Raw genomic sequence first — 21442 nt, 5'->3', positions numbered from 1 at the left:
CGTTGTGCTGACCAAGACGGATCTTGGTGCAGAAGCCGCCGCGGCTCCCAGTCTCTCCGGCCTGCTGCCGAAGATCCGGCAGATCAACGCTGCCGCGGCCATCGTGGACCGTCACGGGAACGACTTCGATCTCGCAGCGGTCTTTGCTCCGCGTCGCTACGTTCCCTCCGAACAGGGGGCCGATGTCGAGGGGTGGTTGGCCTTGGAGGTGGCGTTGGCCCAGCAAGGGCAAACTCACAACGATGCCACAGGCGCGAGCCGCCATGCGGCGGCTGGCATCCGGAGTCTGGCATTGCTCGAAAGCCGGCCCGTATCGCCGCGAAATCTCGCCACATTCATCGAACTGCTCAAGGCCGTAGGCGGTCCGCAATTGCTCCGTCTGAAGGGGCTTGTTGGGCTGGAGGACGACCCGGAGCGGCCTCTTGTCGTGCACGGCGTTCAGCATGCGATTCAACAGTACCGGCTTCCGGCCTGGCCATCGGACGATCGTCGCACGCGAATGGTCGTCATCGCTCACGGCCTTGATGAAGCGGTCGTCAAGAATCTGTTCACGGCGATAACAGGCATTTCAGCGCGCACAAAGGCGCAATTGGTGCTGACGGTCGCGGGTCTGAGCGTTCTCGGCTTTGCGTTTGTCGCAGGGCTATTGCTGTTGCTTCACGAGCGCGCCACTGCCCAGTTTGAACCCCCGCCTGTGATTCAGAGCGCAACGAGACCTCAACGCTGAAAGGGCCAAGCATGAACAATGTGATTACACAAACACCGGTCACCGTCCTCACCGGGTACCTGGGCGCAGGGAAGACGACTTTGCTGAACCGTATCCTGACCGAGACCCACGGTAAGCGTTATGCGGTGATTGTGAACGAGTTTGGCGAGGTCGGAATTGACAATGATCTGATCGTCAATGCGGACGAAGAAATATTCGAAATGAACAACGGGTGCATCTGCTGCACGGTGAGAGGTGATCTCATCAGGATTCTCGAAGGACTTATGAAGCGGCGCGGTAAGTTTGACGGGATCATCGTGGAGACCACCGGGCTTGCCGATCCGGCGCCGGTAGCGCAAACCTTTCTTGTAGATGACGACGTTCGTCGCAACACGAAACTTGATGCCATCGTCACGGTCATCGACGCAAAGCACCTCCTCGGAGAGATCGACCAGGCGCACGAAGCGCAAGAGCAGATCGCATTCGCCGACGTTATCTTGCTCAACAAGACCGATCTGGTCTCGGAGGCGGACCTTAAGCTCGTCGAGGCAAGGATCCGTTCAATTAATCCCTATGCGATGATCCATCGCACTGAACGTTGCGCGCTTGACCTCGAAAAAGTCCTGGATCGGAATGCGTTCGATCTCAACAGGGTCCTTGAATTCGAGCCTGGCTTTCTCAGTGAAGCTCACGACCATGAGCACGACAGTCACGTTAAGAGCCTATCATTGACGACGCAGACACCTCTCATTCCTGAGAAATTTTTCCCCTGGATGCAGGAGACCGTTCGTCAGTTCGGGACCGATATTCTGCGGCTGAAGGGGATCATCCAATTCCAGGACGATCCCGATCGCTTTGTAATTCAGGGAGTGCACATGTTGCTCGAAGGAGACCATCAACGCCCCTGGAAACCCGATGAGCCCAGAACAAGCCGTCTGGTCTTCATCGGGCGCGACTTGCCGGAGGACGTCTTGAAGGCAGGCTTTGAGCAGTGTCAGGGCTCAAGTCACTGATTGAAGGCACGGGTGATGCACCAAGCTGCAGCACGGCGGCGGAGTTTGTCCGTTGCCATGCTGAGGCTGACAGCCCTCGCAAATCCATTCGGACGCCAAAAGCATGCCAAAGATTGCCTTACCTATGGGGCGGCGGGTCCAAAGAACCCGTTATCCTCAGGCAGTTCAGGAATTAAAGCTGCAAACGCAGAAGCTGTTGGGTTTGTCGAATGACGTGACTGTCTCGGTTAGCGAGTTGACCTGTCGAGAGCCAGGATGTCCCGATGTGGAAACCGTCGTCGCGATCTTAAGAGACGGGGAAAAGCCAATGATCGCAAGAATCCACAAATCGATTCCCGATGTCACTCTCGATGAACTGAAAGCAGCGTTTGATCTGAGGCTTGGTACCTAAAGCGCGCTTTCACGGACATTTCAGCGGGATCTTGTTGGCGAAAATTTCCCCGAAGCTCGATGTATCGAGCGGAGCGTTGCCGAGTTGGCCGAGCCGCAATTGTTCGGCCGGAGTCGGCTGATGCGGCAGATCGAAGGTCAGCAGGCATTGGAGAGGCGCGTCGCGCAGGGAAACCCGCTTGTGCTTGGCAAATTCGAGATCGACGAAAATCGTGGGATCGTAGATTTCGATTTGCACGGCCTTTGCCGTCACCGCAGTCTTCAAAGGCAAGGTGAAATGCAGGGTGAGAGCGTCGTTTTTGTATTCGAGCCAATGATCAGCCGGGTCTGAAAACTTCCAGCTTCTTGCCGTCTGCGGCATTCGACGTCGAGACAACGGGAGTTAATTGCTGGCCAGGACCTGGAGCAATTGCTGCAGGGCAATCCTACGTTCCCGCGCCGGCGTATTGTTGATCCGGGAGGACCCGCTCGCATCGGGGCTCCGACCGATTTGAGCAAGGAAGCACCTCGCTCGAAGCGCTTGGCTCAGGTAGCGAATCGCACGTGGTCAAAATCGACAACAACGCGCATCGGGGCAGGGCGACCGAGTCGGTGAATCATGAGTTAATTTTAATTTTCAGGTAAATTTCGCCGCTCGGCGACACGTCGACTCAGTCTATGACGTCCCCGTCGCACGAAAAAGCGGGTGCACACAGATGCCAAATTCGAATGACGTCGTCAGCAGTGAGATGCTCTGGGAGCGTGTCCTGCCCTTGCTCGTCGTGGGCGCCAGCGTACTGGGTGGAAGCGCCGTGTTGTTGATACAGGCGTTACCACCAATACTTCACGAATTTCCATAGGGGGCAGAAAGCGGGTTTTGAGCTGAGAGCCAAAGTTGAGCGGCGAAGCAGGGCAGTGAAACGTCCAACAGAGCGTCCAACACGAAAATTGCCCATCAAGCGTAAATAATTGGCTAACTAGAAAAAATCGACAGAGAAATTTGAGTCGGAGCGCTTCACCTGCTCCAATTCTCGCCTTGGTCGCTCATTGGCAAGTCCGCATAGCCCGCGTTACGCAGGCGTGGGATCTAACTCGTGGACGTGAGTCCTGAGTAAAGGCGTACTTCGGTAATGGACGGACAGAACTGGTTGAGCTTGTCAGCACTGAGAACCACTTCCATCCAGAATATTTGTCGCCGGTTTGGCGCAAGTGCGTGTAGCGGTTGAGACCTGACCGGGAACGATGACCCGACACGGCAGCTACTTGTCCCGCTTTTCGAGCCAGGCAAAGGCAGCCTGCTGTCGATCGAACGTCCGATTTTGTCGATGAACGATCTTACCAGCTCGCTTGATGAGGAGCTGGGCTTGGTATCCTGTAGAGCCATCGCTTCGCTTGCGTGGTACGGATGGTCTTAAAAGCTCCCCATCACCGGTACTGCATGGACGTCTTCGGTACTGCGCCGCAGTTCCGAAGGTACCAAAATGGAGGAAAATGGCTAAAAACGAGCTACAATGGAGAATTCAGAAATCTCACTAAGTAACTGAAATGGCCGAAAGTAACTGAAATGGCCGAAAAAACTACGAAATCATACGATTTTCTGTTCTCCGTCGCGCCCATGATGGATTGGAGCGAGAGTTTAAGAACTTCAATTAGTTAGAGGACCACGTGTGCACGACGTGTGCACCGGGAGATCAAGTAAAACCTTGCGACAGCCAATGTGAGCCGGCGCTCTGAAGTGGGCAGGGCACGTGATTTGGGCGAGATGGACGACAAAGACCCGCCTGGAGCTGCGTGTGGGGACGAGCGCCGCTGTTGTCGGAGGCAAAGCGTCGCCTCTCTTGCCCAGCTGTGCTGGTTCACCAGAAAATAAAGCATCATTGCAACGGGGGAGGCTGAGCAAGGGCTCGCCGGGGTGGCGCATATCATCCATGCTGGCGATATTGGTAGCGCGGACGTTCTCGCCAGACTCCGTCGGATTGCGCCTGTCACTGCGGTTAAAGGAAACGTCGATACTGGCGACTGGGCGAAAGGTTATCCCGACACTCAGTTGGTACGGCTCGGCGAGCACGCCTTCTATGTCTTGCACGACCTTCAGGAACTGCAGTTCGATCCAACAGTTTGCCGAATTGACGTGGTCGTTTCCGGCCATTCGCATCGACCGTGGATCCAAACGATTGACGGTGTGCTCTATCTAAATCCTGAAAGCGCCGGGCCACGGCGTTTCAAGCTGCCTATCACACTGGCTACTTTGGAGTTAACCGCAAGCGGCCTTCGGCCGGACGTTCACGACCTTAATCCCGCCGAGTGATGTGGACGAGGCTCGTCGGAGCACTGCTCTGTTTGAGGCGGTGGACGCGCGCAGCAGCGTCTACAGCCTCCATCCAGATGTCGGTCTGTGTGTCTGCTCGTGTCTTTAGCAACATACTCTTGATCGCCCACCGGAAGCGCGTGGGTCTAAGTCCGTGCAGGGGGCGGTCAGATAAGCAGGTTGGCAAGAGCTAAAACAACAAGCCCGGCCAGGCCGAGGTAGACAAAGCGGAAAACCCGCCGATCCTCCGCTGCGTGGCGTTCCGAGAGTTGCCCGGTCATGAAGTCGGTGAAAGGGTCTGACACGGCTGTCCTCCGTGCGGGAAAGCGGCATCGAATCTGAGTTGCGATTCCCGGTCAAGCAAGCAGTGGTGTGATATCCATGTCGTCGTAACGAGAGGTAGAGCTGGGTCAAAATCGAAGACAAAATCGACGGCTGCACGGAACGAGATCGCTCAAAGCCGAACTCCCCGAAAGAGTAAGGTGTTGGAAGCATTTCCAGGACGATCCCCCCGCCCCGTTTATCAGAGCGTGGCGGAAGTTCGGCAAACTGGCGACTCGGGAAGGGTGGTGCCAGAACGTTATGAGCGGCAGAGCATCGATCAGGTTCGTTGATTTCTTGCATCTTCATTCAGATTCGATCGTGTTCGTTGCGTTCGTTCGGGCCGCTTCTGGTGCGAACCGGTGCGGTCCGCCGCTAAACCGTGGAGCCTGTGGTCCCGCATAATGTGGCCCAAACAGCTCGTCGGACGCTATGCAGAAATCGTCTGCTCAAGCTGGGCCTTTCCGCTTTGAATCTTCGATCGGGAGTACGGTTGCCAACGCAGGAATGTACGACTACGCTTTACCCTAGATACGCCCAAACGGTCTTTCGATTGGCCGCACGTTCATGCCCAAGTTCCTTCGCATCGGACTCCATCAGTCGAACGTTTCCGGATACACGTCAAAGGCATGGTGTGTTCGACGGGTTGGCTCGGCGGTTTTCCTGAAGTGGGGCGCCGTGGAGGTCCATGGCGCCGGAGATGGGCGAAAGGTTTACTGGACGCTTCCGCCAAGGGTGAAAACAATTCATTGCGGCACGGCGCAGCGTGCCAAAGACTATGCAAAAGCCGCGATCGCGCGGCGACGCAACCATCGCTATGAACCGCTGGCGGGACCTATTGCGATCCGGCGCCGATCCGCCGGCGGTGGCGCCGAACTCGAACAGGCGCTCGCCACGATCCTGTTTGTCGATATCGTCCGGTCCACCGAAAAAGCCGCGCGGCTCGGCGATGCCCGCTGGACGCAGGTGATGAGTCACTATTTCGCCGCCGTCCGCAGAGAGCTGAAGACCTTGCGCGGAAAGGAAGTCGTGACCACGGGGGACGGACTACTCGCGACGTTCGAGGCGCCCGCTGCCGGGGTCCGTTGCGCGACCGCGATCCGCGAGGCCGTGCGCACGCTGGGGCTGGAGATCAGGGTGGGGCTGCATGCGGGCGAATACAAAGTGAGCGGGGCCGAGGTGGTCGGTCTCGCGTTTCACATCGGCGCGCGCGTCGCCGCGAAAGCGCGTGCCGGCGAGGTCCTGGTCTCGAGCACGGTCAAGGAGCTGATGTCACAGTCGGGAATCCGCTTCAAGGATCGCGGCGTTCACCGACTGAAAGGCGTGCCGGAGCGATGGCACCTGTACCGGGTCGATCATTAAGGTGTTCTGCAAGGTGGACACCGGTTTTGCTTGGATGGTTTGTGCGATAACCCCGCCGAATCTACGATCGAGAAGGAGAGACCGTAGTCAGATCGAATGTCGTACCTTGATGACCGCTGAAGAAGAGCGCGGAGCGACAACACGCGTCGTTTCTGGTGCGGTAGCTCAGCGGAACAGCCGAACTGTACCGACCAAGTCTTTGATTACTTGGTGGGCCCGGCAGGATTCGAACCTGCAACCAGACCGTTATGAGCGGCAGGATAAAGGACGCGATCGTTGATTTCTGCATTTTCGTTAACGTTCGACCGCGTTCATTGTGCTTTGGTGAGCTCGTTTCTGGTGCGAAACTGGTGCGCTTGGTCTGGGTCCGAAACTTAGATCGGGCGGTTGTGGCGAACGGAGGCCTGTCGCTTAGCCAAGCCCATCAAACCGCATCTACCGTCGCGCTCGCGCGGCGGTGCGTATTCCGCGCCGATCATGCTCATCATCATCAGCAGCAGCATCATCAGCCCCGGGCTCTATACGCGGCGACCAGAGCAGGGACGCAGCCGTTGGCCGGAGCCGGTTCGCTCCGCGAGAGGCGTACGTTCCCCGAGGGTCGGGCAGATAGATCAAGTGTCGCATGGTCAATGCAGCCGGTGCAAGCTTACCGTAACGGTTCCTGCCGCTAATCCCAATGTGGGGTTTGGGTCTGAGGCATACCACCATGTCAGTTTGAGCATTTTGCAGTTTGACCCATCCCGGAATTCGCCACGGAAATCAAAAAGAGCGATCCGAGTTGGTGAACAAGGCTCGCTTTCCGCCAAGCAGGACCCGGTACTGCGGATATTCTGCGAACTGAGCGAGTGGCCATACAGCGGCGAGGCCGACCCGGCGACTTAAATGGATCGCTCGATCGTTGCCAACGTGGACAGCAACATGCGCACCCCAGGCATTGTGGGTTGGACTAAAGAGCAGGAGATCAAGCGGCTGATATTGATCAACGGTGATCGTGTGCTCGGTATCGTCCCATAAATTGCTTGATCGGAAATAGGGTACCTGCCGGCCAAAGTGCCGTAGCAATTCGTAGGCAAAGTTTTGACAATTGGCGCCGGTTTCAATTCCCATCAGCGTCGCCGAGTCGCGGTCGTGGGCAATGTCGTAGGGTATCTTCCAAAATCGATCTGGAATGTCGGGGACGATATCTGCGACGAAGAGCGGCATAGATGGCTCACGTTCCATGAGCCAACAAACATCAATATTCGGCGGCGACAGTAAAGCCAGCGGGAAGGACGGCGAAGATAAAACTCTTGGCCGAATGCATCGCGAAAGAAGCGACCATAGCTGTGCGCGGCGATGACATCGAACGCGTTATCGCCGTCGCAAGCGGGAATGAAACTAGGGGTGCAGCAGTCCAAAACTCGCGGCGATCGACCGGCAGCTCAGCGAAGTCTATAGCGCAGCGCTGAAGAATGACGCAGCAAATCGAGAGCGCGCCATAAGCAATCAAAAAGTAGTAGGTTAGCCGAGGGGTAGCTGCTTTCAAAGCAGGACCGCCCGAATGCGTCTTTTTGTTTGGCTGGACGCTCGATCGGAACCAAAATCAGGCTACGGCGTTCGAATCATCGGAGACGTGTCAATGTCGAAGATGGAAATGGACCAGGTTCGATTAAGAGAATGGGATGCCGCGCTTTGGTCAATGGCGGCAGTGCTCGTAGCATAAGCTAAGCTTCCGCCCCAATTTACGTTGCATCACACTGATCTGCCAATCCATTCGTTTCTGGACGTTTTCAGTGCGCACCATTGCTTCGGGAAAAAAGATGACCGCCCCGCAGGAGGTCATCACATGCCGGAGAGACAGCACCACGCTAAGATCGCTAACGAGATGACTGACCGCCTACAGCGCGGCGCCGACGTCCCGCGCTGGAATAAAAGCGAGCGGCAAACCATCGAAGAATGGGCCGAGGAATTATTAAAAAAGGCACCACTGCCAGAAGGCTCGGATCCCGCAACTTACGCTGCCCGCTAAGGCTCGACGCTGGTCGCGCGTCGGTGTGCAAGACGAAACGAGTGTCGCCAATGTGGAGGCGATAAGATGAGCAAAAGGACGTTTTCAAATTCTGGTATTTCTGCGGCAGGTCGAGAAGCGAACAAGCACTTCAAAACCACTGAAGCAGCAAAAGCGCTGACTGATAACGAGAAGGCGCAAGAGACCTTTCACAAAAATCGCGAACGATTGAAGGCGGAACGGCTTGCGCGAGATGCAGCCAAGGCGAAGGGAAAGTGAGCCGAACATGCTCGATCCGACGCCAGAGCTACCGGACGATACGCCGATCAGCAATGATGAATTTCCGGCACGAATTCGCAACGTGTTGGCGGCCGCCGGCCTGAAAACGGTCGGGGAAGTGCGCGAGACGTCGGACGAAATCCTGCTGAGCTTCCAGGATCTAGGGAAGGCCTCTGTCACCCATCTTCGCGGGACGCTGGGTCTTCCGTCGTGCGATGGGGTCAGGCTTTAGGCAAAAAGCCGGCCTGATCTTGCCGATTTGGCGATTCCCCACTGGGGAGCTTGGTGCGTTTTGCGCGGTGCCCGCCATGGCAGTTGGAGAGTGGGATGCATAAGGCTACGACCTTCGAGCACGGCGGCAAAGTCTACGAAGTTCGCGCGATCCCGACGTTAAACGGTTGGAAGGTTCGCATTTTCGTCGAGGGCATCCCGGCAAATCGCTTCACTTATTCAGTCGACTCCGAAGTCTATCAAGATGCTGCGGTCGACGGAGTGCCGGAAGAGTTGGTGGCCGGGCTGATGGAAACAGCGGAGCGTGATTTTCGGCGCGGCCTTGCCTAAGGAATTGGTGGCTGCCGAAGAGGCTACCGACTCGGGCTCCGCTCAACTTCATTGTAAAGCGTCTTGAGAATTTCGTCGCGCGTCTTTTTGCTCTTTTGCTTTTGCGGGCCGCGGCAAGTCGTTGACCGTACCTTTCAAGTCGGTGCTTTTGGGTCGGTGCGAGCGGCGAGACGAATCTAGCGGCCCACCGCTGCTCAAACTTTCTTTGAAGGTGAAGAGGAATAGTGCTCATGGTTAGAGCTCCGCGTTCGTCGTCGCCCCGGTCTCACGGCCCCAACGCACGTGGGGTCGCCTAAGGGCCCGCCTCGGATTCACCAGCGGTCTTCCCAGATCCGCACACGGCCATCGAGGGCGTGGAGCATGCCGGGATCCTAAACCGGCGCTTGCAGCCCGGAAGATATCCACTTCATCGATTGGCGTTCTGTACAGCGATCTTGCCAAGCAGTCCTGCAAGTCATTCAGTGACCTTGTTGCAAAGATGACCCAAAGAAGGTGAGCAACTCGGAAAGCGTCGCCAAGTGATTCCATTAGTTATCTTTTTGAGCTACGAGCCACTTCAGGCGCTGGTACGAGAGCTCCGGCCGCTGTTGTGTGGATCGATGTGGATCCCTCGCATCGTCGCAAGCCAAACGCACCAGCGCGCTTAAGAGTTTCGTCGGCCATCCTGAAGAAAGTGTTCAACAATATCGGCGCAATGCGGACGTTCGGGGAAGAGCTGTATCAGCTAGTGCCAACGGGCAACATCATTCGATCAGTTTGCTAGGCCCTAAGAGAAGCGATTTGACACGTACCGTGTAATCCCTTCGGTTCGCCTAGCACGCGCAACGGTACCTGCAGTAAGTTGCATTGCCGCGCCTGTGGGCCATTCGTTCGAAGCGGAGATTTGGGCGATGGTTCAATCAAAGGAAAGCGTAGGTGAGTAGAAGCCAGGTATGGAACACGCCGAGCTGCTCCTTGCGTTTTACGCCTCGATGGGTTTTAAGCCCGGTGACTTCATGACCATAGGCATGAACGAGAAGCGAGCTGCGTGGCTTTGTCGCGCTTTAGATAGAGTGACGCACTCCGCGTAGCTCATGCGCTTTAAATTGTTCTGAGCCTTCGCAAAGGAATCCATCATGGCCAAGATGACCAAGAACCAGTTGATTGATGCAATTGCAGACGGAACACAGGTTTCCAAGGGAGACGTAAAGGCCGTCATCGAGCAGATGGCGATTGTAGGCTATAAGGAGCTGAATGAATCTGGCGAGTTCGTCATTCCCGGTTTCGTCAAAATGTCGGTCGTGAACAAGCCTGCTACTGAAGCCCGCAGCGGTGTAAATCCTTTTACGAAGGAGCCTATGGAGTTCGCGGCCAAGCCGGCCAGCAAGTCGGTCAAGGCGTCACCCCTGAAGGTTGCTAAAGACGCTGTTTGAAGCGGAGTTGGTTAAGGCCGTGTTCGTTCGCCTGAACTCTGGGTGCTTCCATCACACCCTAGAAGGCACCTCCACCCACACTCTATGCGTCCAAGACGGAATCTCTAGAGAGTCTAGGGGGATAGTCTCGCAAAGGCCATGCGGTGTAATGCCCGCGTGCCTTTTGTCTTTTTTTGTCTGACCGGAAAATAGGGCCCTGGGTGAACGGCCGCTTCTCCTTTTGCAGCAGCGCAACTTCCTAATGACTCAGGCGCGCCGCCGGCATGGGCCGAGAACGGCGCAGTCGGCCCGTGACGAGTTCGGCACGGGCGATTAATTTAGGCGCCTGCCTCGACGTTGACTCAGGCGGGTGCCGGCAGCGCGGCTACGGCCTGTCGATCGAGATGGCTGACCAACTCAGCTGGCAGCTTCAGCCGATGCGCCAGTGCTTCCAGATAAGCTTTCTCAGCCGCTTGGTCGGGATCGATCGCGAGGCGCGAAGCGAGATAGAGCTCGGCTGCCTGTTCCTGGCTCTTCGCGGCGGCAGCGATGTCCCCGATGTCGATCGGCCTGGCCAATGTATCGAAGACAAAGGCTTTCGCCTCGGCGTCGAGGTCGAGCTTTTCGACATGCTCAAACAAGAGCCTCTGCTCCGCCCCGTCGACATGACCGTCGGCTTTGGCGGCGCCAATCATCGCGCGCATCAGCGCGAGTTCGAAGGGTTGGCCGTTCGCGGCGGGGCTGGCCGCCGGCAGGAACGCGGGATCGACCTGCTGGATCTCGGAAGGTGTAGCGACCGGTGCCGATGCAGCGTTCTGGCCTTGCCTCCAGTTCTCGTAGGCCTTGTAGGCGAGCGCGCCCAGCGCTGCAGCACCGCCGTAGCCAACGATACCACCTGCCATCTTGCGCGCCTTCTTGTTGCTGAGCAGCAGCGCCAGCAGGCCGCCGGCTGCTGCACCGCCGGCCACCCCGCCAAGGCCTCCTATGCGGTCCATTGCCTGACTGGCCTTGCCGCCAGTCTGATGCAGCACTCCCTGCGCATTGCCGCCGAGGAATTGGTCGAGCAGTTTAGTCGGGTCCATTCTCTACTCCTTGTTGTGATCAGTTGATGATGTGAGGGAGCACGTCTGCACGAATACGCGGGATCGGCGCCTCAACACCGCGTTCGGTTCGCGACAGGTGCGGTCCTCGTCGACTTCACGAGGGGCTGGCGTAGTTCTCGGTGATCCGGGCGAGGAAATCATCACTTTCGGCTGCGGAAGGGACATCGTGATCAGCCTGATGAGCCTGATCGCCTGCCATTCGTGCGAATGCATGTAACGGTCCGCTGCGGCCACTCGCTCCGCAAGCTCGATGATGTCCGGCGCGAGAGACAGTTCTGATACGGGCCGAAGCGCCTCGATAGCCACGTTCGCAAAGTCCGGCTGCTCGAGGCGGCGTACGCGTTCGTCGAACAATTTGGCGACGTCGGGCTCTGCGATCGTGGGCACGAGCTGCCGATCGTTGATGTAGCGCATGAACTCCTTGCGTTCCGTCGTGTCTGCCTGCTTGTCGGCAATCGCGACGAGAGCGCCTGCTGTCACGAGGGCGGCTGCAGCCCTTTGGTCACGCTCGGAAGGCCCGATGATCTCGCCTCGGGTATCGGCACGCGGTTCCCTGCTAGGCATAAAGTTGCTCCTCGACGTAGGCTGCTTATGCGCGCCGGAGCTCTGAATCGCCTGATCAGGGAATGCAATTGTTTGGGCCCTGTGGTCGGCCGATCCAGCGCGTCTGGCGCAGGATAGGTGATCCGACATCACGAGGTTGGCCGACCTAAGCGGCGTCCTCGCCAGAGGGGCCCGGATTCGATTGTTAGCTCTGCAATCAGGTAGAACTTGGACAGCTGGAATCAAGGCGGAGGAATGCGACCACCTGTCGCGGAAAAAATGTCGCAAGCCACACTGACGTACGTTCTTGAGAAAGGCACAGCTCTCTCCCATGCGGCCCAGCACTAGCTCTCCATTTCTTCAGCTTGATAGCTTTAAGTGCACGCCGCTCGCCACCATGCATCGCCTGTTTGCAGCCGCAGAACTGAGATTGGGAGGAGACAACCCGCAAAAGGTGGATCGTCAGAAGGGACGGGGGAGTCGGCACTATGTATGACAACGAACGGCTCACAAATGCTCGTCCGGACTCCGCCGAGCCGCATCCAGAGGATATCGCTAGTACCTTGCGGCTGCTGCGGCCAGAGTGGCCGCGCATCGTCCACCTCTCACGCAGGCTATTGGCAGATGGCAGTGCCTTGGCCCTGGCGGCTACGGCGCGGCATTGTAGGCGCTTCAGAGCAACCAGGAGCGCGAAACTAGGTCGGACAAGCTTTACTTGATTGACCATAACAAGGTTGCTGATCGACTGCGAGGCCAAAATGCCTGTTATCGACCGCGCCTTGCCGAGCTCCTTCTTCAAGGCCTTGCGGTCTCCGCCGGACAGAGGCGTCGGGTGATGCTGGGGGCCATCCGGAACTACGCCGGGCTGTGATCAAACGGGCTCGAAGGCCGGTCAGCAGCCGTCTTCCTCATGGCGACCAGTCCGGCTCTGGCAGGTGTTGTTTAGCAGTCGCTGCCCGACCTCCCTCCAACTGGCTTGCTGGCCATACAGGCGGATGGCGTCAACCTTCTGGCTCTCGACAATGCGCTCGCACCGGCGACAGGACACCCGCAGGACATGCTGGGGGATTTCGGAGAGGCGCTGCCCTGCGCTCGGTTGTCCCAAAGGTCTGTTGCCAACATAGGCGTCATTCAGCACGGACTGCTAATATTCGTCCGGCATCTCGTCCTGTGGGCCGAAAGGGCGCGCGCCCCGCCTTTACCTCCAATCGAAGCGGCGGCCAGCTTTTCTATTCGTTTCGGGGTAGGCATCCGCCAACTCGCGGTCGATCATTCATGGCACAATTAGAACATATCAAGAACAAAAGTCGAGTCCGACCACGGAGGGCGTGACGGATTTTCGTGGTTGCGATCGGCCACGTCCCAATTTGACAGCCTGTCGGAACCAGCCCCTTTCGATCGTCTTGAATCCGAGCCGCCCCGAAAACGGAGTTCTGCGTACATGGCCCCCCGCGCCAACTGGAAAGGCTTCCTGCGTCTGTCCCTCGTCACTTGCCCGGTCGCGCTGTATCCGGCCACCTCCGAGTCCGAAAAAATCTCGTTCAGCCAACTCAATCGGCAAACCGGCCACCGCATCAAATACCTCAAGGTCGACGCGGACACCGGTGATGAGGTGCCGAACGAGGACATCGTCAAGGGCTACATGCTCGAGAAAGACCAGTTCATCGAGGTGACCAAGGAAGAGCTCGAAGAGATCGCGCTGGAGTCCACACGTACCATCGCGATCGACGAGTTCGTCGAGAAGTCCGAGATCGATCCACGTTATCTGATCCGTCCCTACTATCTGCGTCCGGATGGGAAGGTCGGCCACGCCGCCTTCGCGGTCATCCGCGAGACCATCCGCGAGATGAACAAGGTCGCGATTGGCCGGGTCGTGCTCACCAATCGCGAGCACATCATCGCGCTTGAGCCGCTGGACAAAGGCTTGGTCGGGACGCTCCTGCGGTATCCCTACGAAGTGCGTTCCGAGCAGGAGTATTTCGACGAAATCCAGGACGGCAAAGTTACGAAGGACATGCTGGACCTGGCCAAGCATATTGTGAACCAGAAATCAGGTCGGTTCGAACCTGACAAGTTTGAGGATCAGTACGAAACCGCTCTTATTGATCTCATCAACCAGAAGCGTGCCGGCAAGCCGATCACGCCAAAGGAGCGGCCGCGCGGCGAGAACGTGGTCGATTTGATGGAGGCATTGCGACGAAGCGTCGGCGGGGCTGCGGGCGAAACGAAGGCCACGAAGAAGCCGCGCAAGGCCGCAGCCGGACAGAAGGAAATGTTAATGCCGATCGCCGGCAAAAAGCCGAAGGAGACGGCGGAGAAGAAGTCGGCAGCCAGGCCGCAGCGCAAGTCTGCCTGATTGGGAGACCGTGTGATCGGCGAAAATCAGTGCGTGAGCGTTCTCGGCTGTCAAATCCGGAAAGAGGGGAAAGCCGGCCTACGATGTTCGCGCTCACATTCCTAGGGACCTCGGCAAGCATTCCGTCGGCCGAACGGAATCATCCTGGTCTCCTCGTCGAGGCCGGAAGTCACCGCATTCTGGTGGATTGCGGAGAGGGGACGCAGCGCCAGCTGCTACGCAGCGGCGCGGGCTTTCGAAGGCTCGATCGGCTCTTGTTGACCCACGGCCATCTCGACCACGTGCTTGGCATTCCCGGTCTCTTTTCGACTCTGCGGCTGCGACAGAGCGCTGACGTCATGACGATACACGCAAGCCCAGCCACACTCGAAATTGTCGTCGGGATGCTCGGCGGCCTCTGGGGCGAGGGAAGGGCACCCATCCCACTCGAGCTTGTTCCGCTGACGGCAGGTCAGCTCATTGACGGAGCCGAGTTCACAATTGCCTGCTTCCCGGTTCGCCACCGCGATACCGACAGCTTCGGCTTCTCGTTTGAAAGTCGGGCTCGCCGTCACCTTCGGCCGGACCGCCTCGCCGCCCTCGGTGTACCCGACGGTCCGGTGCGCAAAGAGTTGGCGGAAGGAAGATCGGCGACACTCGCGGACGGTAGGACAATTGATCCCGAAGGCGTCCTCGGTCCGCCAGAGCGGCGCAGGAAGCTCGTCATCGTGGGCGATGCCGAAACCACCGAGGGATTGGCCGAACTGGTTCGCGGCGCGGACTTGCTAGTCATCGAGGCCACGTTTCTGGACCGCGACGCGGCGATTGCGCGCGACTACGGACATATCACCGCGGGTGAAGCGGCCACGCTTGCGGCTATGTGCGACGTGAAGCAGCTCGTCCTGACCCACATTTCCGGCCGCTATACCGATGAGGAACTATTGGCGGAGGCGAAGAAGACCTTTCCAAACAGCCGGATTGCGATGGATTTCGATCATATCGTGTTCTAATCGGCCGCTGCGGAGTACAGGCATGGCGAAGAAGCTTAAGACCTACGAGACATCATTAGGCTTTTTCGACCTGGCGATAGCGGCGCCTTCAATGAAGGCGGCTTTGGTAGCCTGGGGCGCGGACAGCAATCTTTTTCACCAGGGAGTGGCGAAGCAAAGTGAGGATCCCGACGTTATCGCAGCGACAATGGCGGCGCCGGGCGTCGTTCTGAAACGGTCCGTTGGGTCAAGCGGGCCCTTCAAGGAGCACGCCGAACTACCTACCGATCTCGCAGGCGACCGCGGCTCGAAGAGGTCAGGCCGCAAGTCGCAAGGCCGTAAGTCACAGAAGCCTTCGAGGCGAGGCAACGACCAGGCGGCCGATCGGAGGGCCGCACTCGCTTTCGAGAAGGAGCACAATCGCCGCGCGCGCGAGCGCGCGAAGGAAGAAGCTGCCCTGGAGAAGGAGCGCGAGCGGCGGCAGCATGCCATCGACAAGGCGCAAGGCGCCTTGGACGCAGCCCGTCGGAAGCACGAAGAGAAAGTAGCAGGCATTCGAGCCGAGCTGGAGGCTCTCGAGGAGGAGTCGCAGGCCGAAGAGGGGCGTTGGGAGAAGGAGATGACGCGACTGCAAGCTGCGTTGCGACGGGCGCGAGGGTAAGCAGCCACTCCGTTAGGTGGACACTGTTGGACAAAAGGCGGGATATCGACTTCGGCAGCGGAAGCCCTGCTGCAGCGCATGCTCGACAATTTCGGAAGAAGCTTGTTCGCCGAAGGGCCATTCGGAGCATTCCTGCGGATTTGTGAACGCAGGCCGTCCCTGAAACTTCCGCTCCTTACGTCCGTTGACTCCCCGGCCATAGCTCCGGCTTGGCCCTTTTACCCAGTTGCGTTGGAGTTTCCGGTGCCGGCATCCCGCCCATACTGGAAGGGCTATCTGAAACTGTCCTTCGTGTCGTGTCCTATCGCGCTCTATCCCGCAATCTCGGCGGCGGAGCGGATCTACTTTCGGCAGGTCAACCGGCGAACGGGCCATCGCCTCAAACAGAAACTCTTCGATTCCGTTACCGGCCAAGCCGTAGACGCAGGCGACAAGGCGCGCGGCTATGAGGTCGCCGAGAACGAGTTTCTGCTGGTCGAGGACCGAGACCTTGAGCAAGCGCGACGTCTGCGGCGGGCACCAGGTGAGGTGGAGATTGTCACGCCCCCGCACCGTGAAAGTCCGCCAACCGTCCCCGCCAGCCGTCATCACGAGGGTGCCGAAGACGGCGGCGCCGACTATGATGATGAAGATGAGGAGCAGGAGGAAGCCGTCGCTTTCCCGCGGCCGCAGAATACGCGCACAATCGAAATCGAGCGCTTCCTTCCGTCCGGGCAGGTCGATGCGCGGTATTTCGAAAAGCCGTACTACATCCTGCCTCGCGAGGAGATCAGCCAGGAATCTTTTGCGGTCATCCGAGATGCGATGAGCCGGGAGGCCGTTTGCGGCTTGGCTCGCATCGTGCTGTCCTCACGCGAGCGGCCGTTTCTGCTTGAGCCGATGGGCCGAGGCTTTCGCGGCGTAACGCTGCGCTTCGCGCACGAAATCCGAAATGAGTCGGATTATTTCAGCGAGATTCCCGAGATGAAGCTGCCGGCCGAAATGATGAAACTCGCGCAGCACATTATCCGGACGAAATCAGCTGATTTCGATCCCGCGATGCTCAAGGATTACTATCGCAGCGCGCTCGTGCGCGTCCTGCGTAGGAAGAAGGCGAAACGTCCAGCAAAGGTACCTCCGATCAAGCCCTCACACGAGAACGTCATCAACCTCATGGATGCGCTCCGGCGAAGCATTGCAGCCGAGCGCTCGGCAAAGCCTGCTACCCGCGGCCGCTCGGGAAAGCCGGCCACCACGGGGCGCGGCGCGCGCCACCGCAGAACCGGGTGATCCAACCCGATCATCGCGCCACGGCCAATCCTTTGGGCCCCGAGCTCACCTGCGGCTTGTCTGGTTCGGGATGCGCGACAGCTCGGCACTTTATGCCTTCTTAGGAACTGCCCTTGATCGGAAAGTTCATTGACAGGAGGAGGCGGTGTGTTGCTGATCGATTCACCCGAAGCCGCGCAGACGATCGTCGATCCGCGTGATGCGGCCGAATCTGTCGGCCTGAGATACGTGTCCGACGAACGGCCCGGTATTCGACGCAGAAGGTGGGTACAGGATTCAGCTACGTACGACCCGACGGCTCGAAGCTGATCGGACCTGACGCGCTGAAACGGATCAAGGCACTCGCGTTTCCGCCAGCATGGACCGACGTCTAGATCTGCCCATTTCCAAATGGCCATATCCAAGCAACCGGCCGTGACGCAAAAGGGCGTAAGCAATATCGCTACCATGCCCGCTTCCGCGAAGTGCGCGAAAGCACAAAATGAGCATGTGGTCGCATTTGCCGACGCGCTTCCTTCCATTCGGGAAATAGTGCGCGAGCACATGGCATTGCGCGGCCTGCCGCGTGAAAAAGTTCTGGCAACCGTCGTGCATCTCCTGGAGACCACGTTGATACGCGTAGGTAATGACGATTACGCCAGGCAGAACAACAGCTATGGCTTGACCACCTTGAAGAGCCGACACGTGGCGGTAGAGCGAAACGAGGTTCGTTTTCTATTCACGGGCAAAGGAGGCAAACAATGGTCGCTGCGCGTACGAGACCGGCGCATCGCCAAGATCATCAGAGCCTGTCAGGAGCTCCCCGAACAGGAATTGCTTCAATACCTCGATGAGATTTCCGGACTTGGGCAGGAACACTGCTGTCGGCCATGACCCTCAGCGAACTTCAGAGCTTCGACAAGGCGGCACAGGCCAAGCGCAATCTTCGCAGTGCAATCGAAAAAGTTCCCGCGTGGCTCGGCAACACGCCGACGATTTGCAGGAAGTGCTACATCCATCCGGAGGTACTTAACTCGTATATGGACGGAAACCTGGTTCTCGAGATCAAGTCACAAGTCGAGAGCGAGCTTCGGAGCGCTGTTGAGAATATGAAGCCGGAGGAAGCAGCTGTGCTCGCCTTACTTCGCGGCCGACTCACCAAAAAGGCAGAGCAGTCGCAAGGAGCCGATATCAAAGAGTCGTCTAGCAAGCGGCGGGCGCACGCTGCTTGAGTTGGACCATAGTTAACTGGAGATTACGGATACACTTCCTTCTAGCAGATCGGTAGCAGGATGCGGGGGGAGAGATCGCCTACCGCCAGCGAACTGGTGGGCGACCTCGCTCTCGTTGCCGAAGCGCCCGATGTGGAGGACGGGCTCACGCTGAAAATCCCTTTCCCGGGTTGCGGCGTATCCTCGACATTTCGGATGATGGCCCGAACAACATGGTCCCTTGTGACAGGCGTTCGCGATGAGGCGCTGGCAAAGGGTGTAACCATCAATGGCCTACCGATCATGATGAAAGAGCCGTCCTTTTCGTCGTCGACGGATGTAGGAACCTCGATGCCCATTACGAGAACTGCATCATCGGAGGGCCTGGCTCATTCGTTGTGCCGATCAAGGATCGCTGTCAAATCAAGGAAGCGATTCGCACCAAGCTCGTGCTCGAAGTCTCCAGTCAGACGCCAGAGTGGAAGACGGTGCCGGTAGTTGAGGAGCTGCGGGTGAATTGTTGGCCGGAGAAAAAATGCACCACGATCGGTGTCGGTGACGGTCTGTCGCGCATCAACACCGCTGGGGGTGGTACAGGGGCGCACATTCTTTTGTCGGGGATATCCTGACGCAAGCGGAGGCCAAGGTCGGGTACAACACGGAACGATTCGATTGGTGGGATCTAGGGACAGGGCGATCGAATGGAAGAATGCGCGAGAAAGGCGTGGGTCGTAAGCATCGGACGGCGCCAAAGAGGTGGTGTATTCTTTGAGTACTGCTTCTTCTATGTGGGGCATCCGACTAGGCAATCGGCAGTGGACGCAGTGCGCCGCAGCCTGAGTTCGCAAATCGATCTTCGGCGGGTGAAAGCAGAGCGGGAGCTGAGTTCAGACGAAATCGCCAAGCAAGGCCTGCGATACCGGCAAGTGAAATATGCTGCGAGAGGCTCCGCACCGCTGTGAAGAAACCAGGAGGATCGGTTCCTCTCCTCCGGCCGGAGCGCCATGGTTCGTCGCTTAACCCCCTGTGCGACAGCCGTGGCCGCGTCTGGTCGCGGCTCGAAGCGGGTCTCTTGTGAAAAAGGAAAGTAGCACTGAGGATAATCGCCGCGTTCCAACTTCTCTGCAGACTGCGGCCAGGCGATATCGTCATTGCGTCGGCTCTCGATCGTCTCACGCGTGGCGGCCCCTTCAAGATGCTGAGCGTGTTCGCCGAGACCACATAGCTTGGGGGCGATTTTAAATCCTCGGCGGCGGACACCACGCACGAAGTGGGCGAAGTGCTGGCCGCACTGGTCGGTACATCGCTTAAAAGACACGAGAGGACATCTTGGGCTGACCGCCGATCACGAGCGAGCACGGCAAGCGCGGTGTGAAAGCAACGACCTCAGGCGCTTCGCCGACGACAATCCGGAGAGCACCGGCCTGTTTCAAGATCAGCTCGAGGATGATATCCAGGCTTCTAGAAGCCTACTAGCGCGGTTTCCGGGTCAAGCCACGGGCAATGCGGAGCCCTGGGCATCGGCGATGGCCGGCCCATTGCACTGTCAGGGCGGCACGTCAAAGGCGGCTTGCCGCCCGTGTCCACCTTTGACGTGGCGACGGGGACAAGCCTGCATCCCTTGGCTTCGGCGCAGCGATCCACCGAAACAACAAGCATCTCCCTCGACCTGCGTTGCTTCTCTCCCTGTAAAAAAGGGGGCGCTAATTGGTCGGCTCTTCTCCGAATCTCACTTTCCAAAGCGGCTCGCTGGTCAGGAGTAAGCGCCTTTCCAGCAGTGATCAAAAGGAAACTAACTAGGTCATGCCGCCGTAAGTCCAAATCCAGAATGATGAGCCCGAAAGGACCATCGGGGATGCTCACCCGCTTGAAAACGCAGGCAAAGCTGTTCTGGCAAAGCGAATATTGCTTCAAGTTCACATACCGCATGCTGCATTCCGGAGGCGTTTCCAAACGAACGACGCAGACAGCCAGATCCGGCGGCGCATTTTTGTTGGGGAGGGGAATGGCCGTCCGACCACGTCCCCCGCCAAGGCCCGGAATGCCGTCCCAGGGCTCTCCGTTGGCTTTCGTGTGGTCGGCCGCCACGGTGATGGTGATGGATTTCCCTCCACCGGCTAGGCAGTAGGCGGGGAACACCAAAATGAGCAAAATGGCCCACAAAGACCGTCGGCTTGTGCGCGAATGCCAGCTAGCGACTCGGTAAGAGCGCCTGATCAAGCACAACGGGTGTATTTGCATATTGCGCCTCCGACAGGTTTTTCCTGACACGGGCCCGCGATTCGTTGATGATCGTTGTGCAAGGTCAACATATTCTCGCGTACGGATGCGTCAACGCCTAAGCGACAAGCTCGATAGCAGAGCGTCTAAGAGGTATCCATAATTTCGTTTCTCCGCGAGCGCCTCGGAAGGAGAGATATCATGGATGATTGCCAACAAATGAGGATCACACGGAGAGCTTACGAGCTGTGGCAGCAAGCAGGCGAGCCGAAAGGTAGAGACGAAGAGTTTTATCGCGAGGCCGCGCGAGAACTTAACGAAGGTGCCAACAAATCCAATGAAGGCAACAATCCAGCTTTGGATAGTAAAGGGCGGCTATGACTTTACCTTAGACTGGCCGCAAACTGCATTGATCCGGCCGGAACAGGGCGGGACGTGATGACGTTTGGCCCTCATGCATGACGCGCTGGCAAAATTCCTTTGCCGAAGTCGTCCGGCTGGTTGCGCTCAACTGGGTCGAGCTCACGCAGGGTCCGCTGGCGCTGACCAACATTCCGTCGATTACAATCGGGTTGCCGGAGCTTGGCAGTCTGACCCTTCGCACCAAGTTGCAGAACTACTATCTCGTGCTCGCGGTCGCGGTCGCGGTCGCAGCCTATGTGCTGATCTCGCGCCTAGTTCATTCCCATTTCGGCCGCGCCATGCGTGGACTGATGGAAAACGAAACGCTGGCGGTGTCGGTCGGCATTGATGTAACCAAGACGCTCACTTTGGCGGCGGTAATCTCGGCCGGGATCGCGGGGGCGGCCGGCAGCCTCTATGCACACTACATCCG

Annotated in this window: 23 protein-coding genes and 2 pseudogenes; 18 read left to right on the top strand and 7 right to left on the bottom strand. The window is 58.2% G+C overall.

The window, feature by feature from the left end:
- The first annotated feature begins 4 nt into the window (after nt 1-4).
- From CQ13_RS27445 to CQ13_RS27435, 3 genes are all read left to right on the top strand, one after another.
- Nucleotides 5-727: a GTP-binding protein gene (locus tag CQ13_RS27445; RefSeq protein WP_197427452.1), complete on the top strand. Its 723-nt coding sequence runs from the start codon at nt 5-7 to the stop codon at nt 725-727.
- An 11-nt stretch (nt 728-738) separates the two neighbouring features.
- A complete protein-coding gene (locus CQ13_RS27440; RefSeq protein ID WP_057845958.1) occupies nt 739-1719 on the top strand; it encodes a CobW family GTP-binding protein in 981 nt (326 codons plus the stop codon).
- Between the two features lie 103 nt (nt 1720-1822).
- Nucleotides 1823-2110, top strand: a complete 288-nt coding sequence (locus tag CQ13_RS27435) for a nitrate reductase (protein WP_156433948.1) — start codon at nt 1823-1825, stop codon at nt 2108-2110.
- A gap of 9 nt (nt 2111-2119) precedes the next feature.
- Here CQ13_RS27435 and CQ13_RS27430 read toward each other — a convergent pair whose 3' ends face one another.
- Nucleotides 2120-2470: a DUF1007 family protein gene (locus CQ13_RS27430; protein ID WP_057845956.1), complete on the bottom strand. Its 351-nt coding sequence runs from the start codon at nt 2468-2470 to the stop codon at nt 2120-2122.
- A gap of 1530 nt (nt 2471-4000) precedes the next feature.
- Here CQ13_RS27430 and CQ13_RS41595 point away from each other — a divergent pair.
- Nucleotides 4001-4396, top strand: coding sequence for a metallophosphoesterase family protein (locus CQ13_RS41595; protein WP_347337061.1), 396 nt, complete (start codon nt 4001-4003; stop codon nt 4394-4396).
- A 167-nt stretch (nt 4397-4563) separates the two neighbouring features.
- Here the strand turns inward: CQ13_RS41595 and CQ13_RS43505 are convergent, their stop codons facing one another.
- A complete protein-coding gene (locus tag CQ13_RS43505) occupies nt 4564-4701 on the bottom strand; it encodes a hypothetical protein (RefSeq protein WP_156433947.1) in 138 nt (45 codons plus the stop codon).
- Nucleotides 4702-5284: 583 nt separating this feature from the next.
- On the opposite strand from CQ13_RS43505, the gene CQ13_RS27420 reads away from it, so the two are divergent.
- Nucleotides 5285-6079, top strand: a complete 795-nt coding sequence (locus CQ13_RS27420; RefSeq protein WP_057845954.1) for an adenylate/guanylate cyclase domain-containing protein — start codon at nt 5285-5287, stop codon at nt 6077-6079.
- A 374-nt stretch (nt 6080-6453) separates the two neighbouring features.
- Here CQ13_RS27420 and CQ13_RS46515 read toward each other — a convergent pair whose 3' ends face one another.
- The 3 genes from CQ13_RS46515 to CQ13_RS43500 all read right to left on the bottom strand — a co-directional run bounded on the left by CQ13_RS46515 (nt 6454) and on the right by CQ13_RS43500 (nt 7604).
- Entirely contained in the window at nt 6454-6585 is a 132-nt protein-coding gene (locus tag CQ13_RS46515) for a hypothetical protein (RefSeq protein ID WP_283807526.1), read from the bottom strand.
- 253 nt (nt 6586-6838) lie between these two features.
- The gene (locus CQ13_RS27415) at nt 6839-7282 is read right to left on the bottom strand and encodes an NlpC/P60 family protein (RefSeq protein ID WP_063800158.1); all 444 of its coding nucleotides are present in this window, start codon (nt 7280-7282) and stop codon (nt 6839-6841) included.
- A 31-nt stretch (nt 7283-7313) separates the two neighbouring features.
- Nucleotides 7314-7604, bottom strand: coding sequence for a hypothetical protein (locus tag CQ13_RS43500; RefSeq protein WP_156433946.1), 291 nt, complete (start codon nt 7602-7604; stop codon nt 7314-7316).
- A 300-nt stretch (nt 7605-7904) separates the two neighbouring features.
- Here CQ13_RS43500 and CQ13_RS43495 point away from each other — a divergent pair, with 300 nt between their 5' ends.
- The 5 genes from CQ13_RS43495 (at nt 7905) to CQ13_RS27400 (ending at nt 10318) form a co-directional block, all read left to right on the top strand.
- Complete coding sequence (locus CQ13_RS43495) at nt 7905-8087, top strand: hypothetical protein (protein ID WP_156433945.1); 183 nt, start codon at nt 7905-7907, stop codon at nt 8085-8087.
- A 66-nt stretch (nt 8088-8153) separates the two neighbouring features.
- Nucleotides 8154-8345, top strand: a complete 192-nt coding sequence (locus CQ13_RS41585; RefSeq protein ID WP_082637667.1) for a hypothetical protein — start codon at nt 8154-8156, stop codon at nt 8343-8345.
- Between the two features lie 7 nt (nt 8346-8352).
- The gene (locus tag CQ13_RS27410; RefSeq protein ID WP_197427451.1) at nt 8353-8577 is read left to right on the top strand and encodes a DNA-directed RNA polymerase subunit alpha C-terminal domain-containing protein; all 225 of its coding nucleotides are present in this window, start codon (nt 8353-8355) and stop codon (nt 8575-8577) included.
- Nucleotides 8578-8672: 95 nt separating this feature from the next.
- On the top strand, nt 8673-8906 hold the full coding sequence (locus CQ13_RS27405) for a hypothetical protein (protein WP_057845952.1): 234 nt from the start codon (nt 8673-8675) through the stop codon (nt 8904-8906).
- A 1115-nt stretch (nt 8907-10021) separates the two neighbouring features.
- Nucleotides 10022-10318: an HU family DNA-binding protein gene (locus CQ13_RS27400; RefSeq protein ID WP_057845951.1), complete on the top strand. Its 297-nt coding sequence runs from the start codon at nt 10022-10024 to the stop codon at nt 10316-10318.
- Between the two features lie 341 nt (nt 10319-10659).
- On the opposite strand, the gene CQ13_RS27395 is transcribed toward CQ13_RS27400, so the two are convergent.
- Together CQ13_RS27395 and CQ13_RS27390 are read right to left on the bottom strand one after the other, a co-directional pair.
- Nucleotides 10660-11379 (bottom strand): tellurite resistance TerB family protein, encoded by a 720-nt coding sequence (locus tag CQ13_RS27395; protein WP_057845950.1) that lies wholly within the window; start codon nt 11377-11379, stop codon nt 10660-10662.
- Between the two features lie 3 nt (nt 11380-11382).
- Nucleotides 11383-11964, bottom strand: coding sequence for a TerB family tellurite resistance protein (locus CQ13_RS27390; protein ID WP_082637666.1), 582 nt, complete (start codon nt 11962-11964; stop codon nt 11383-11385).
- Between the two features lie 1420 nt (nt 11965-13384).
- Between CQ13_RS27390 and ku the strand changes: the two genes are divergently transcribed.
- The 8 genes and pseudogenes from ku to CQ13_RS27345 all read left to right on the top strand — a co-directional run.
- A complete protein-coding gene (gene ku / locus CQ13_RS27380) occupies nt 13385-14299 on the top strand; it encodes a non-homologous end joining protein Ku (RefSeq protein WP_057845948.1) in 915 nt (304 codons plus the stop codon).
- 83 nt (nt 14300-14382) lie between these two features.
- Complete coding sequence (locus CQ13_RS27375) at nt 14383-15288, top strand: ribonuclease Z (RefSeq protein WP_057845947.1); 906 nt, start codon at nt 14383-14385, stop codon at nt 15286-15288.
- A gap of 22 nt (nt 15289-15310) precedes the next feature.
- Entirely contained in the window at nt 15311-15928 is a 618-nt protein-coding gene (locus CQ13_RS27370) for a hypothetical protein (RefSeq protein WP_057845946.1), read from the top strand.
- A 243-nt stretch (nt 15929-16171) separates the two neighbouring features.
- The gene (locus tag CQ13_RS27365; protein WP_197427450.1) at nt 16172-17197 is read left to right on the top strand and encodes a Ku protein; all 1026 of its coding nucleotides are present in this window, start codon (nt 16172-16174) and stop codon (nt 17195-17197) included.
- A 156-nt stretch (nt 17198-17353) separates the two neighbouring features.
- Nucleotides 17354-18408, top strand: a pseudogene (locus tag CQ13_RS27360) (DNA topoisomerase IB).
- A gap of 152 nt (nt 18409-18560) precedes the next feature.
- Nucleotides 18561-18946: pseudogene (locus CQ13_RS41570) on the top strand (DUF1194 domain-containing protein); the annotation flags it as partial.
- A gap of 1862 nt (nt 18947-20808) precedes the next feature.
- The gene (locus CQ13_RS41565) at nt 20809-20988 is read left to right on the top strand and encodes a DUF2934 domain-containing protein (RefSeq protein WP_082637663.1); all 180 of its coding nucleotides are present in this window, start codon (nt 20809-20811) and stop codon (nt 20986-20988) included.
- Between the two features lie 77 nt (nt 20989-21065).
- The coding region (locus CQ13_RS27345) for a branched-chain amino acid ABC transporter permease (protein WP_245309348.1) at nt 21066-21442 on the top strand (377 nt) is incomplete at its 3' end.

The organism is Bradyrhizobium retamae, from assembly GCF_001440415.1.
GTDB lineage: Bacteria > Pseudomonadota > Alphaproteobacteria > Rhizobiales > Xanthobacteraceae > Bradyrhizobium > Bradyrhizobium retamae.
The sequence above is the reverse complement of the archived record's forward strand: the minus strand, read 5'-3'. Positions and strand labels throughout refer to the sequence as shown.

Excerpts from the sequence above, each read along its gene's own strand:
- CQ13_RS27435 (WP_156433948.1), top strand. The coding sequence starts at position 1,823 with ATGCCAAAGATTGCCTTACCTATGGGGCGGCGGGTCCAAAGAACCCGT.
- ku (WP_057845948.1), top strand. The coding sequence starts at position 13,385 with ATGGCCCCCCGCGCCAACTGGAAAGGCTTCCTGCGTCTGTCCCTCGTC.
- CQ13_RS27400 (WP_057845951.1), top strand. The coding sequence starts at position 10,022 with ATGGCCAAGATGACCAAGAACCAGTTGATTGATGCAATTGCAGACGGA.
- CQ13_RS27415 (WP_063800158.1), bottom strand. The coding sequence starts at position 7,282 with ATGCCGCTCTTCGTCGCAGATATCGTCCCCGACATTCCAGATCGATTT.
- CQ13_RS27395 (WP_057845950.1), bottom strand. The coding sequence starts at position 11,379 with ATGGACCCGACTAAACTGCTCGACCAATTCCTCGGCGGCAATGCGCAG.
- CQ13_RS27375 (WP_057845947.1), top strand. The coding sequence starts at position 14,383 with ATGTTCGCGCTCACATTCCTAGGGACCTCGGCAAGCATTCCGTCGGCC.
- CQ13_RS27405 (WP_057845952.1), top strand. The coding sequence starts at position 8,673 with ATGCATAAGGCTACGACCTTCGAGCACGGCGGCAAAGTCTACGAAGTT.
- CQ13_RS43495 (WP_156433945.1), top strand. The coding sequence starts at position 7,905 with ATGCCGGAGAGACAGCACCACGCTAAGATCGCTAACGAGATGACTGAC.
- CQ13_RS27420 (WP_057845954.1), top strand. The coding sequence starts at position 5,285 with ATGCCCAAGTTCCTTCGCATCGGACTCCATCAGTCGAACGTTTCCGGA.
- CQ13_RS27430 (WP_057845956.1), bottom strand. The coding sequence starts at position 2,470 with ATGCCGCAGACGGCAAGAAGCTGGAAGTTTTCAGACCCGGCTGATCAT.
- CQ13_RS41585 (WP_082637667.1), top strand. The coding sequence starts at position 8,154 with ATGAGCAAAAGGACGTTTTCAAATTCTGGTATTTCTGCGGCAGGTCGA.
- CQ13_RS27370 (WP_057845946.1), top strand. The coding sequence starts at position 15,311 with ATGGCGAAGAAGCTTAAGACCTACGAGACATCATTAGGCTTTTTCGAC.
- CQ13_RS27390 (WP_082637666.1), bottom strand. The coding sequence starts at position 11,964 with ATGCCTAGCAGGGAACCGCGTGCCGATACCCGAGGCGAGATCATCGGG.
- CQ13_RS41565 (WP_082637663.1), top strand. The coding sequence starts at position 20,809 with ATGGATGATTGCCAACAAATGAGGATCACACGGAGAGCTTACGAGCTG.
- CQ13_RS27410 (WP_197427451.1), top strand. The coding sequence starts at position 8,353 with ATGCTCGATCCGACGCCAGAGCTACCGGACGATACGCCGATCAGCAAT.
- CQ13_RS46515 (WP_283807526.1), bottom strand. The coding sequence starts at position 6,585 with ATGATGCTGCTGCTGATGATGATGAGCATGATCGGCGCGGAATACGCA.
- CQ13_RS27440 (WP_057845958.1), top strand. The coding sequence starts at position 739 with ATGAACAATGTGATTACACAAACACCGGTCACCGTCCTCACCGGGTAC.